At 34.8% G+C, this 13126-nt stretch carries 12 protein-coding genes; 6 read left to right on the top strand and 6 right to left on the bottom strand.

What is annotated here, in order from left to right; all coding sequences use genetic code 11:
* The 5 genes from JEP36_RS12205 to yddG all read right to left on the bottom strand — a co-directional run.
* Positions 1 to 427 (bottom strand): winged helix-turn-helix domain-containing protein (locus JEP36_RS12205; RefSeq protein ID WP_232805455.1); only part of this gene is annotated, 427 nt, incomplete at its 3' end.
* 26 nt (positions 428 to 453) lie between these two features.
* The gene (locus tag JEP36_RS12210; protein WP_198626488.1) at positions 454 to 1041 is read right to left on the bottom strand and encodes a TetR/AcrR family transcriptional regulator; all 588 of its coding nucleotides are present in this window, start codon (positions 1039 to 1041) and stop codon (positions 454 to 456) included.
* Positions 1042 to 1313: 272 nt separating this feature from the next.
* The gene (locus JEP36_RS12215) at positions 1314 to 2696 is read right to left on the bottom strand and encodes a protein-tyrosine phosphatase family protein (RefSeq protein WP_198626489.1); all 1383 of its coding nucleotides are present in this window, start codon (positions 2694 to 2696) and stop codon (positions 1314 to 1316) included.
* 107 nt (positions 2697 to 2803) lie between these two features.
* Entirely contained in the window at positions 2804 to 4078 is a 1275-nt protein-coding gene (locus tag JEP36_RS12220; RefSeq protein WP_198626490.1) for a bifunctional O-acetylhomoserine aminocarboxypropyltransferase/cysteine synthase, read from the bottom strand.
* A 211-nt stretch (positions 4079 to 4289) separates the two neighbouring features.
* Entirely contained in the window at positions 4290 to 5204 is a 915-nt protein-coding gene (gene yddG, locus JEP36_RS12225) for an aromatic amino acid DMT transporter YddG (protein WP_198620603.1), read from the bottom strand.
* Positions 5205 to 6070: 866 nt separating this feature from the next.
* Between yddG and JEP36_RS17785 the strand changes: the two genes are divergently transcribed.
* The 6 genes from JEP36_RS17785 to JEP36_RS12255 all read left to right on the top strand — a co-directional run bounded on the left by JEP36_RS17785 (position 6071) and on the right by JEP36_RS12255 (position 11865).
* Entirely contained in the window at positions 6071 to 6406 is a 336-nt protein-coding gene (locus JEP36_RS17785; protein ID WP_232805456.1) for a fimbrial protein, read from the top strand.
* A 302-nt stretch (positions 6407 to 6708) separates the two neighbouring features.
* Positions 6709 to 7389, top strand: a complete 681-nt coding sequence (locus JEP36_RS12235) for a fimbrial biogenesis chaperone (RefSeq protein ID WP_198620605.1) — start codon at positions 6709 to 6711, stop codon at positions 7387 to 7389.
* A gap of 36 nt (positions 7390 to 7425) precedes the next feature.
* On the top strand, positions 7426 to 9945 hold the full coding sequence (locus tag JEP36_RS12240) for a fimbria/pilus outer membrane usher protein (RefSeq protein WP_198630261.1): 2520 nt from the start codon (positions 7426 to 7428) through the stop codon (positions 9943 to 9945).
* Positions 9945 to 10463 carry a fimbrial protein gene (locus JEP36_RS12245; protein ID WP_109373217.1) on the top strand — a complete coding sequence of 173 codons (519 nt, stop codon included), beginning with the start codon at positions 9945 to 9947 and terminating at the stop codon, positions 10461 to 10463. Before JEP36_RS12240 ends, JEP36_RS12245 begins: the two co-directional genes overlap by 1 nt.
* On the top strand, positions 10463 to 11536 hold the full coding sequence (locus JEP36_RS12250; protein ID WP_198630262.1) for a fimbrial protein: 1074 nt from the start codon (positions 10463 to 10465) through the stop codon (positions 11534 to 11536). Before JEP36_RS12245 ends, JEP36_RS12250 begins: the two co-directional genes overlap by 1 nt.
* A 26-nt stretch (positions 11537 to 11562) precedes the next feature.
* Positions 11563 to 11865: a helix-turn-helix domain-containing protein gene (locus JEP36_RS12255; protein WP_198620608.1), complete on the top strand. Its 303-nt coding sequence runs from the start codon at positions 11563 to 11565 to the stop codon at positions 11863 to 11865.
* Positions 11866 to 12014: 149 nt separating this feature from the next.
* On the opposite strand, the gene potD is transcribed toward JEP36_RS12255, so the two are convergent.
* Entirely contained in the window at positions 12015 to 13058 is a 1044-nt protein-coding gene (gene potD / locus JEP36_RS12260) for a spermidine/putrescine ABC transporter substrate-binding protein PotD (protein ID WP_069366989.1), read from the bottom strand.
* Positions 13059 to 13126: the final 68 nt, after the last annotated feature.

Below are 13126 nucleotides of genomic sequence, written 5' to 3' on the forward strand. Positions count from 1 at the left end.
CAGATAAAGGTGTCGTTGTTTCAACAGCGACTTGATTTTCATCTTTAACTAAAATAGGCGTTTCTTCATTCGTTTGAATTGAAGGTAATAACGTTGAATCATCAATCAGTTCAACTGAAATATCTGGATTAAATTCTAATCGCCCTTTTGCAATAGTAACAATAATGTTTTCAATGCCATAATGACGAAATGTTTTTCGTAATAAACTCAAATATTGGTTTAAATTACTGTTTGATGAAACTAATCCGTTATCATCCCAAACCCGTTTTAATACTTCATCACGATTAACAACTCCAGGGTGCTGAATAAAATAAAAGAGTAACGCATTTGCGGTAATAGAAAGATGTGTATCAACACTCTCTTTTTCTAACGATATCGCGCCATCCGTTGCGTCGTAATAAATTAAGGCATTTATTTTGTATTTCATTGTGCCCTCATTCATCCTGATTAAAATTACTGATTTGCTGTGTTTGCCATATAGTCAAATGTCATTTCAGATAATCGTCTAACTAATGCACTACGCTCTTCTTGTGAAATCGTAGGGCCTTCTGTTAATTCAGATAACCAAAGACCATCGGCAGCATAACGAATTAAAGTCCCTAAATAACTATTATCTAATTTATCGCCTTTGGCTAAATGTTCTAACATCCAATCTCGCCAGCATTTGCGCATAATAGGTTCATTTGGCATGGCTAAAGACAATATGGCTAATTGGCGACTTTCGTCTGACTGTTTTAAATCAGAAATATAAGTTAAATATGCGCGAGAAAAACGCCCCGCTTCAATAGGATCATTGTCCATAATAACGGCAATACGGCTATCCATAATACCTAATAAACGTTTAAAGACCGCGTGCACCAACTCTAGCTTTCCGGGGAAATGATGAAGTAGCCCACCTTTACTCACTCCCGCTTCTTTTGCTACGGCATTTAAAGAAAGAGACGCTATACCTTCATTAGCCACAATAATACTTGCCGCTTCCAATAATTGTTCTTGAACTCGGATAGGATCTTTTTTTCGGTGATGCGCAGTTGTATTCATACATAGGATGATACCGACCAGTCGGTATGTTCCTTATTGATCGAAATCAATCCCTTTTAGACTCAAGTCGATTAATTATAAATATTGTAGTTCACTTCACACTCCCTTATTTATTTAACTATATTATTTTTGAAAATATAAAATAAAAATATAAATATTGATTTCATCTTTATATTTATAAATTTGAGATAATAACAATTTGACTATTATCAACAAACAATAAACCATTAAAAATATTTACTTATTACTTGTCAATTTTACCCATTATTTTACTATTTAACCAAAGGAATACCTTTAGCCAAAGCATAAGCAGCAAGTTCAATAAGGATCTCAGGACTATTAAGCATGTGAGGGCTTCTATCAGCTTTTAATTGATGAATAATATCCTCTAATGATTGGTTATTTTCCCCACTATTATTTATAGTATCCATTATCTCCTTTATAACAAAGAACTCACTTGTTCTATTCATTCCATCAGTTCCATGAATAAGGAAGTTATAGTTGTCTGTCTCTAACTTTTCTTTTTCTATAAACTTAATCGTGTTTTCTAAGATAAAAGGATCCATTAATGTTCCAGCTCTCCAATTATTTATATGAACAAATTTAATATACTTTTCTTTATCTCGATCGCTTACATTATTAGTATATAATTCAAAATTTATAATAGGATAATTATCATACATCTCACTTTGTTTTTTTTCATAACTATTTCCTATTACAGCCACATCATTATTATTCATAAAATAATCAAAATACTTAAAATATTTAAATTTACCCCCATCAAGCATAAAAGAATTATTATTAACATTGTTTCTTTCAATTGATTTTATATCATTATAATTAAAAATCTCATTTTTATCAGATAAAATATAGACAACATCAATATTTTCATTTAACAACATTTTTAGATATTGATTTAATTCTTCCTTCGTATGTAATGGATATTCAGATAAAATAGCCTTATTCTCTGAAGGCGTTAATATTTCATTAGCTGGAAAAATTTGAGATGAATTTTTAATTAGTGTATTTTGACAAAATTGACTGTGCTTATTCCTTTGATTATCTACTTGGGTATATTTATCTTTAGGATAAACATAATTATTTAGATTATTAAGCAACTTATTACTTTGCTTACCAATTTCTTTAAGAGTTATATTTTCCAATTTAGATAAAACACTATTATTTATACCATTTAAATTCATTTTCCTCAGTTTTTTTTGATAGAAATTGAGTTTATCTGCCACATTCTCTATAAAATAAGGTAATTTCATTCCATTCATAGATGTATAGTAACTGTCTTGATTTTCTATAACATTTCCTCCATTCTCAAATAAAATATAATCTTTCTTATTTACTTCTCTTTTTTTACCATTCCCTAGCTCTGTATTTTCCTTTAAATCACTACAATTATATTTATCATTGCATTCATAAATGAGATTATCCATATCAACTCTATTATTAATATTTATTTCTTCTTTAATTTTCTTTAACTCTCTAGCAAACAGAATTTCACATTCAGGTTTAAAAGATTTATATTCAACAGAAGTATTTTTTATATCTAAAAGATATTCACCAGAAGGATGAGAATATCCACAATCACAATTTATTTCAGATACTTTTGGTAAAACTTTATTTTCGCCAATAGGTTCTAGCATGATTATTCCTTATTTTAAATAAATCCATTTCACATTCCATAGAAATAAAAAATCTTACCAAGCTTGGTAAGATTTTCATAAGAATAAAATATAAAGTGTTTTTTTATTTAAATACTGGCCATTAATGCCTGCTCTAAATCTGCAAGAATATCGTCAATATGTTCAATACCAATAGATAAACGAATTAAATCACGTGAAACGCCTGCACGTTCTAATTCTTCATCATTTAATTGGCGATGAGTGGTTGATGCTGGATGACATGCTAATGATTTTGCATCACCGATATTCACAAGGCGAACAATGAGTTGCAATGCATCAATAAATTTCGCCCCAGACTCTGCCCCCCCTTTGATCCCAAAAGAGAGAATACCCGCAGGTTTACCTGACATATAACGTACCGCTAAATCATGTTCAGGATGATGAGTTAAGCCCGCATATTTAACCCATGCGACTTGAGGATGACTTTGCAGATATTCTGCCACTTTCTGTGTATTTTCAGTGTGGCGATCCATGCGTAGCGCCAACGTTTCTAACCCTTGTAGAATTAAAAAAGCATTAAATGGCGATAGTGCCGCCCCCGTTCCACGCAAAGGAGCAACACGACATCTTGCTATATAAGCAGCTGCACCAAAATGCTCAACATAATTTACCCCGTGATAAGAAACATCGGGTGTATTTAATATTTCAAAGCGATCTTTATGTTCAGCCCACGGAAATTTACCAGAATCCACAACAATACCGCCAATCGAATTACCGTGACCACCAATATATTTGGTTAACGAATGAATAATAATATCCGCACCATGTTCAAAAGGACGGCACAAATAAGGTGTTGCAACCGTATTATCAACAATTAAAGGCACACCATGACGATGAGCAGCATCTGCTAATGCTTTAATATCAACAATATTCCCACTTGGGTTTGTTATTGTTTCGCAAAATACCGCTTTGGTATTTTCATCAATTAGCGCTTCAAGTGCAGCAATATCATCATGAGGAGCAAAACGCGCTTCAATACCAATTCGTGGAAATGTATGCGCCATTAAATTATATGTGCCGCCATAAAGCTTCGCGACAGAAACAATATTGTCACCCACTTGGGCAATAGTTTGAATAGCGTAAGTAATTGCCGCCATACCTGATGCCACAGCAACAGACGCAATTCCGCCTTCTAATGCCGCAACCCTTTTTTCTAATACGTCATTGGTTGGGTTCATTATTCGGGTATAAATATTTCCAGGCACTTTTAAGTCAAAAAGATCAGCACCATGTTGCGTATCATCAAACGCATAAGAAGTCGTTTGATAAATAGGCACAGCAACAGCTTTTGTGGTTGGATCAGGTGAATAACCGGCGTGAATAGAAAGTGTCTCAAGTTTCATAGCAATCCCTTTTTATTGCATTTGTTCTTATCGTATTACTTAGATACTAAATCGAAGTAGGATCTTTTAGTCTATAACTAATATAGATAAGCTGATATTCCACCTATCGCATAGTGAAATAATTTCAACTTCGATTAATTAACTGGAAGACGAATAAAATTCACTTCTCAATAAATACGCAATTTGGTTTATATTGAAGCTAATTTTTGTGCTATTTAGCCATTTTAAGTGGTTTTATCCTTTTTTGACGAGTGGCTAACCAGCAAATTAAAGAGCCACCAGTCACCATCATTACGCCTTGCCAAAATGAGAAAGAGAGTGCGGTAGACAATAATATTGATGAGAATGCAGTAGAAATAACGGGAGTAAAATAAGAGAGTGTGGCTAATAAGGTCACATTGCCTCTGATCATGCCGATTGTCCAAGCCGCATTTGCAAGCCCAATAGCCGCACCCGTTATTAATAGTAGTGTGATACTTTTTGTATTCACGATCCACTCTACTGGTGCTGAAAATAGGTATTGCCCCCACAATGCAAGTGACGTTAATAAAAAGAAAGGTACAATGCCGTTATTCCCGCCAGACATAAGGCGAGTTAAATTGCTATAAAACGCCCATAGAATGGCACCTGAAAACGCCAATATATAGCTTAATGGATTGCTTTGAATATTCTTCCATAAACCGTCAATTGTCAGCGGATTATCGCCACTCACAACCCAGACTAATCCACTAAATGCACATAATAATCCGACAATCAGTAAAATAGAGAATCGCTGCTTATTAAGTATTACGGCAAGCGCTAGTGTAAAACTAGGCCATAAATAATTCACCATTCCTAGCTCTATGGCTTGTGTTCTGTCTGTTGCAAATCCCAAAGCTAAAGATAAACAGACTTCATAAGTAACAAATAATAGCCCTCCCCAGAAAAGATAGCGTTTAGGAAAGCGTGATAACTTAGGTACACCTAAAATCAAAATAAGAAAGAGTGTACCTGTGGTATAAATCAGTGCGGCACCCCCTACAGCACCAAAATACTCACTAATATTACGAATTAAGCCAACAATGGTGCTCCAAAGTAGAATGGCAACAATGCCATATAATGTCCCTTTTGATGAGCTAGATATCATTTTTTTGCCTTCGAGTTCAAGATCCGGTCATTAGAACCGATATTAAAACAGAATCAATGTAATTGCTTTAATTACTATCATGCAAAAAATGAAAAACGAATAGGCAAAAATAAAAAGGAAATCTTGAGCAATGAAACATTTTGTTACAATTTATATTGAAAATAAAATATATTGATCCACTCCCCTTGGTTGTAAAAAAAGAGAGAAGAATTATAAATTGTAAAATTATGACATCTAATTTCAAAAAAAAATGAATTAATATTACTTCTATTTTTTTTTGAAAAAGCAAATTTAAATCTTTTATTTCTGTAAAAAAACATTCTATTTCGTTTCTTTTCCCCTCAATACGTGTAAATTTTTGTTTCACCATGTAAATATTTTTATCATAAAATATATATTATGAAACATAATGTTATACGTATAAACACCTTATCTATTTTGGATAATCATTATTTGACTGCAAAAAATACAATAAATATCAATCAGATAAATTCAAAATTAACATACATTATATAAACTTATGTATTTTCCCATTTCTTAACATTAATTTTTACCTATAGTTAATAGAATATCCGTAGTTTTTAACTATCGAACCTATCAAAAATTATCGTTTTAAACGATTTCTATAATTTTTTTAGCCCATCTATAATTTTCGCTAATTTGACTTAAGTGCAATATGAATTTTATTCCTGTTTAATGTGAAATTTGATCTATTCGTTCTTATTTTAATAGGTGTATTAATAATTCTATTTACGCTTCTCAAACCTATTTTAATCACTGCTTCTTCATTTATTAAGCAGGGTTAAATATAGCTTATTTTATTAAGCTAAAAACAAAGATATATATTGAAAATATAGGAACAATGCATGAAAAAGTTATTATTATCTGCCATTATTACTTCAACAATGGCAGTTATTGCAGCACCTGCATTAGCAGCAACTACCACCACTGTAAATGGCGGTTCTGTTAACTTCGAAGGTTCTGTCGTTAATGCGGCTTGTGGTGTTGATAGCAGCTCATCAAACCAAACCGTTCACTTAGGTCAATTCCGTGTTGTTGAATTCGCAGCGAAAGGTGATGAAACAAACCGTATTCCTTTTAGTATCAAATTAAATAATTGTGATACTACAGTATCAGCTAATGCTGCAATTACCTTCAACGGTACGGCTTCAAGTGGTGATGCAAATGCGTTTGCATTATAAGGTGCTAATTCAGCAGAAAATATTGCTTTAAAAATTACTGATTCTACTAGTGCCATTGTTGCACCAAACCAAGCTTCTACAACTCAAAAACTGATTGATGGTGAAAACCAATTACATTACAACGCCTCCCTTATTTCAACTGAAGATGCGGTTAAGGCAGGTAGCGCAAACGTCACCACAAACTTTATGATTACCTACTCTTAATTGCTAATTATTTTTGATTGATATCTTATTGCCAAGGACGGCATATTTTTCTATCAAAAATACAATTGCCCGTATTCATTACCTAATGTATCTTTATTATGAAAAAAATACTTATATTCCTTGTTGTTTTTCTCTTTCCATTATTATCTTATTCTAATGGTGTTTCATTGGGTGCAACACGTATTGTTTATAATTCTAATATTAAACAAACGAATCTTGTAGTAACGAATTCAGATAAAGAAAATAATTTCCTCATTCAATCATGGGTTTCAGATATCGATGGAAATAAAACAACTGATTTTATTGTTACGCCTCCTTTATATATTTTAGATGCCAATAAAGAAAATGCATTAAGAATTATGTATGTCGGTAAATCATTACCAAAAGATAAAGAAAGTTTATTTTGGATGAATGTAAAAGTTATACCTTCATTACAAAAAGGGCTTGAGAAAGAAAATACCATGCAAATTGCGATACAAAGTCGAATTAAATTATTTTATCGCCCAAGTATTTTACCGGCTTATAGTGAAAAATTTGCTAATGAAATTAAGTTTTCTTATCAAAATGGGGAACTTATTGCCACTAATCCAACGCCTTATTATATTACGATGGTAAATCTAGCCGTAACAGGTAGTCAACTTCCATCAAGTATCATGCTCAATCCTTTATCCCAATTAACATTGGGAAAAATAAATCGAAATGAAAATACAATTTCATTCCAAACAATTAATGATTACGGCGCACAGACCCCAGTATTAAAAAAAGAAATTACTCATTAACAATTACATCTGCTTTTAGCTTGTTGGTTAAAAATCATGGTTAATAAAAATACAGTTTGTTTTCTTTTTTCTGGCATCATTACGATTTCATTAATATTGCCATTTCCTTCATATAGTGCAAACCGATTTAATCCTGCATTTTTATCTGATTCACCTGAAGCAGTCACTGATTTAAGCTATTTTGAAGCAGGAAACAGTATTAAACCCGGTGATTATCCTCTGGATATTATTTTTAATAATGAATATCTACGAAATGAAAGTATTCATTTTATTAGCAATAATAAAAATGTGATCCCTTGTTTAAATAAAGCTTTTTTACAGTCACTAGGGATTAACATTAAGTTAATTACTGACTTTGATTTAAAATCAGAAAAAGAATGTATTGATATTTCGGATTCTATTCCTAATACCAGCGTTAATTATGATATTGAAAAACAAGCATTAAAAATTCAAGTACCTCAAGCCGCATTAAATCTCCAAGCACGAGGTTATATTCCACCGGAAAAATGGGATAACGGAATTACCGCAGGTTTATTAAATTACAGTTTTAGTGGTGCCAATAATTGGGGAAATTCTCATAATAATAGCTATTACCTTAATCTACGTAGCGGGATCAATATTGGCGCTTGGCGATTGAGAGATTATTCCACATGGAATTCATCAAATGGAAAGCATCAATGGGATCACATCAATACCTATCTTCAACGAAATATTGTGTCATTAAGAAGTCAGTTAAAAGTTGGCGATAGTTATACCTCATCAACATTATTCGACAGCGTTAATTTCCGAGGTGTTTCTTTAGAAAGTGATGACACCATGTTGCCAGATAGCCAACGAGGATTTGCACCTGTTGTGAGAGGTATTGCAAGTGGCAATGCCAAAGTTGTTATTCGACAAAATGGCTATGTTATTTATCAGACTTTTGTCTCTCCTGGTGCATTTGAAATTCGCGATCTTTATCCCACTTCAAATAGTGGCGATTTATATGTCTCGGTTGAAGAGAACGATGGAAGTAAACACGACTATATTGTGCCTTATTCTGCTGTACCTATTTTACAACGAGAAGGTCAAAAAAAGTTTGTTATTCAAGCGGGTGAAGTTCGCCAAGATAGCCAAAATAAAAAGCCTCGCTTTATCCAAGGTCATCTTATTTATGGTCTTCCTTATGACAGTACCGCTTACGGTGGTGCATTAATTACCTCTGATTATCAATCTTATGCGCTAGGTGTAGGTCGGAATATGGGAACTTTAGGTGCATTCTCAACGGATATCACCTTTGCCCATAGTAAATTACCTGATAATTCCACTTCTGAAGGGTACTCCCTGCGCTTTCTCTATGCCAAATCATTAAACCAATTTGGAACAAATTTTCAATTATTAGGATATCGCTATTCCACTTCGGGTTTTTATACGCTAGATGAAACACTTAATACTCGAATGTCAGGCTATCTCTATGAAAATAATAAAGAAGAACCATTACGCTATTTTAATTTACACAATAGAAAAAAAGGCAGTCTTCAAGTGAATTTATCACAGCAACTTGGAGATTATGGTTCTGTTTTCATGACAACCAATTGGCAAAATTATTGGGAAACCAATGAAAAAAATGTTCTGTTTCAAGCTGGTTATAACGGCAATGTAAAAGGCCTCTCTTACAATATTATTTATGGATACAACCGCATGATGAATAGCGGTCAGCGCGATCAAACACTCTCTTTGGGTATTTCGATTCCATTGCAATTATTAATGCCTTCAAGCTATCAATCCGTAAATAGTGCTTATCTCACTTATAACTATAGTCATAATGATAATGGTTATTCAGCACATAATGCCGGTGTAGCAGGCACATTATTTGAAGATAACACGCTCAATTACAGTGTTCAGCAAGGCTATAGTAATCAAGGCGGAAGTTATACGGGTAACGCAGCATTAGGTTATCAAAGTCGCTATGGCAACCTTAATGTGGGTTATAACTATAACAAAGAGGCTCAACAACTGAATTATAGCGTTGCTGGGGGGATGTTACTTCACAGCGAAGGTTTAACGTTAAGCCAGCCTTTAAGCTCAAATACCATTCTTGTTGATGCTCGCAAAACCGCAGACGTTCCCATCGATAATGCAACGGGGATTTATACCGACTGGCGTGGATTTGCCGTTATTCCTTATGCAACCGCTTATCGCCAAAATAAAGTCGCGCTTGATACCACAGCACTTCCTGATAATGTCGAAATTGAACAGAATATTCAGCAAGCTATTCCGACCCAAGGCGCTGTTATCAAAGTCAATTTTGATGCTAAAACAGGATATCGTCTACTCCTAACACTGCAGCGACAAGGGCGCCCACTTCCTTTTGGTGCCATAGCATCCGACAAGCAAAATCACCTATCCGGCATTATTGGTGATGATGGCTTACTTTACCTTTCTGGTGTCCCTGAATCAGGCGTATTAGATATTCGTTGGGGAAGTCGTGCGTCTGAACAGTGCCAAGTAAATTATAAATTACCTGAAAATCAACAAGATGAACCTTTTGTAAAAATGACACAGGAGTGCCAATAATGCATAAACTCACGCTTATTTTGGCTCTATCACTCCTTTTTATGACTAAAGGATATGCCTATGACACTTTAGTGCAAATTCATGCACGAGTGACAGGCAACACCTGCACCGTTGAGACAAACTCAGAAAATATTACAGTGAAACTTGGCGACATTGCGACGAAAGACTTCACATCAACGGCGATGAGCCAACAACGAACACCAGTTATTCCTTTTAGTATCAAATTAGTGGACTGTCAGCCAGAGGCCAGTGCGGTGAAAGTCAGTTTTAACGGTACGGGTGATCTCTCTGATAATACATTACTGGCGATTAATGATAATGGCGCAAAAGGTGTCGCTATTTCAATTATGGATAAAAATAGAACATCAATCGCAGTTAATGATAAAAGCCAATCTTATCCCCTGTTACCTAATCAAGATAATACCCTGCAATTTTACGCTCGCTATGTCGCCACTCAAGTGCCAGTCAGTGCAGGACAAGCCAATGCAACCACCACATTTTTATTGGAGTACCAATAATGAAACGTATTTTATTCCCCCTTACATTACTGGTTTCCCTTGTTTGTCTTCCCACAGAAATGGCATGGGCGGTGGCAGATCCTCTTGTAGTTTCACCGCCGCCAATGAATTTTGATGGCGCAGCGGATGGTACACCCACAGGCACTCCCATAACCTCAACGTGGATAGGTGAAACTTCCGTTTTTAATGGCTTTAAATGTGAAAATCAGTTCTTACAAAAATGTTGGGTAGAAACACTGTATGCCAATGCGTTAGGCTCAAAAATTAGTGGTATTTACTATTACGAAGGGGGAGATCGTTACCCAATTTATTCACTACCCGGAGTCAAAGGTATTGGCTATGCTTTTGGCCTAAAAGATAACAATGACAGTGTTTCTTATGTGCCAATTGATGTTAATAATGGTTCTGGTGCAGCCATTATTTATCCAGCGGCAGGCTCTACTGTTAACCATAATGTTGACCGCATTTCATTAAAAGGCAAAGTAGTGTTTGTTGTCACAGATGAACACTTAGAAACGGGTATTTATAATATTCCTTATACCGTTATCGCCAATACTTGGTCTGAATATGGTGGTGCACATAAAGGTAATAACACCTCTCTCGTTGCTATTAACCCTGTGACAATCACCATTAAAGCCAGAGGTTGTACGGTCAATACGAAAAATCTCACCTATGAATTAGGCGATATCTCAATGCGAGATATGGCAACCATTGGTTCAACGTCAAAAACACAAAGTAAGCCCATTTCTGTCACTTGTGATACCAATGTTCACCTATATGCCAGCATGACCGACCAATCTACCTATTCTAATAATACAGATGTACTCACACTAACATCAGACTCTGATGCTTCGGGTATTGGGATACAGTTTCTTTTTAATGATAATCCAACCCCCGTCGTTTATGGGCCTGATATCAGCGCGACTGGACAACCTAATCAACGTTTACTTCATATAACAACTTCTAATAACGAAAACTACACATTAAACCTGTCAACTCGCTATATCACGACTGGAACACTAAAACCTGGTAAAGCAAACGGGTTAGCCAGTCTGACTTTTTCTTATCAATAATGATTTGAATTTCTAAGGCTGATTAAATGATTGATAACAGCAAAACCATTAATTTTCGTATAGGGCAACGAATACGTCATTTACGAAAGAAATTAAAATACTCAGGAGCCCTTTTTGCTCAAGAGTTAGGAATAAGCCAACAACAACTTTCTCGTTATGAACGGGGAACAAATAGGATAAGTATTGAATTTATTTATCTGATTTCTGAAAAATTTGATGTTCATATTAGTTATTTTCTACAGAGCAATTATTTAATTAATATTGAACAACAACGCAAAACGCAAGAAAAAAATAGTCGACTTGTTGCTGAATGTTGTATAAAAAAATAATACAAGTCACGCTTATTTTCTTTAATTATCTTTGGCTTACACAACCTCTCTCATTTATTTTTATTGTTAACTTAATGGAAACCTTATGCCTTTTTCGACATAAAAAAAGCCACCTTTATAAAGGTGACTTTTTAGCAAATAAGATGCGATTAGCGTCCCGCTTTTAATTTTTGATAATAGCTTTCATACAACACTGTCGCATCACCCACATCATTTTGCCATTCGCCTTTATTGATAATCTCTTCTGTTGGATAAAGAGAATTATCTTTAGTGATCACATTTGGCAGTAGCTTTTGCGCAGCGAGATTAGGTGTTGGGTAACCAATGTTTTCAGCCACTTTTGCTGCGATTTCTGGGCGTAATAAGAAGTCGATAAGTTTATGCGCACCTTCGACATTTTTGGCATTAGCAGGAATAGCTAAGCTATCCATCCAGAAAATACCCCCCTCTTTTGGCCACACCATTTCAATAGGTGCACCAGCATCGCGAGCAATAAATGCAGAGCCATTCCAAATCATTCCTAAATTAACTTCCCCTTGCATATAAGGGTTAGCAGGATTATCTGAATTAAAGGCCAATACGTTTGGCATCAGCTTTTGTAGCTCTTTATAGGCTTCTTCAATCTCTTTAGGATCGGTTGTATTACCCGAATAGCCTAATTTTAATAATGCCATTTGGAAAACTTCACGGGCATCATCGGTTAATAACAGGCTATCTTTATATTCAGGTTTCCATAAATCTGCCCATGAAGTAATGCTACTCACATCAACTTCATCGCTATTAATACCAATAGCGGTCGCACCCCAAATGTAAGGAATGGAGTAATCGTTTTCTGGATCGAATGATTTATGTAAGAGGCTAGGATCGAGATTATCAAAATTGGTTAATTTTGATTTATCGATTTTTTGTAGCATACCTTCATGACTCATTTTAGAAATAAAATAAGTAGAAGGAACCACCAAGTCATAAGCACCTTCTTTATAGGTCTTTAACTTGGTATACATGCTTTCATTGGATTCATAGGTGGAATAAATCACCTTAATCCCAGTTTCTTTCGTAAACTGTTCAAGCAGACCAGGCGGCACATACTCCGTCCAGTTGTAGAAATATAATGTCTTACCATCATCAGCCGATGCTGTGCCGATACTTAATGCCATTACGCTGGCAGCAAGTACTGAGGACCACTTTTTCATTTATGTTTCCTTCAGTGGTTGATGCGTTAATATCAAATAGGCAGCGAGCCTACCTCCAACAGATTGGT

Origin of the sequence: Proteus sp. PR00208 (assembly GCF_016238545.1) — a bacterium.
GTDB lineage: Bacteria > Pseudomonadota > Gammaproteobacteria > Enterobacterales > Enterobacteriaceae > Proteus.

Coding starts and splice junctions, on each gene's coding strand:
- JEP36_RS12215 (WP_198626489.1), bottom strand. CDS start 2,696: ATGCTAGAACCTATTGGCGAAAATAAAGTTTTACCAAAAGTATCTGAA.
- JEP36_RS12235 (WP_198620605.1), top strand. CDS start 6,709: ATGAAAAAAATACTTATATTCCTTGTTGTTTTTCTCTTTCCATTATTA.
- JEP36_RS12210 (WP_198626488.1), bottom strand. CDS start 1,041: ATGAATACAACTGCGCATCACCGAAAAAAAGATCCTATCCGAGTTCAA.
- JEP36_RS12245 (WP_109373217.1), top strand. CDS start 9,945: ATGCATAAACTCACGCTTATTTTGGCTCTATCACTCCTTTTTATGACT.
- JEP36_RS17785 (WP_232805456.1), top strand. CDS start 6,071: ATGAAAAAGTTATTATTATCTGCCATTATTACTTCAACAATGGCAGTT.
- yddG (WP_198620603.1), bottom strand. CDS start 5,204: ATGATATCTAGCTCATCAAAAGGGACATTATATGGCATTGTTGCCATT.
- JEP36_RS12220 (WP_198626490.1), bottom strand. CDS start 4,078: ATGAAACTTGAGACACTTTCTATTCACGCCGGTTATTCACCTGATCCA.
- JEP36_RS12250 (WP_198630262.1), top strand. CDS start 10,463: ATGAAACGTATTTTATTCCCCCTTACATTACTGGTTTCCCTTGTTTGT.
- potD (WP_069366989.1), bottom strand. CDS start 13,058: ATGAAAAAGTGGTCCTCAGTACTTGCTGCCAGCGTAATGGCATTAAGT.
- JEP36_RS12255 (WP_198620608.1), top strand. CDS start 11,563: ATGATTGATAACAGCAAAACCATTAATTTTCGTATAGGGCAACGAATA.
- JEP36_RS12240 (WP_198630261.1), top strand. CDS start 7,426: ATGGTTAATAAAAATACAGTTTGTTTTCTTTTTTCTGGCATCATTACG.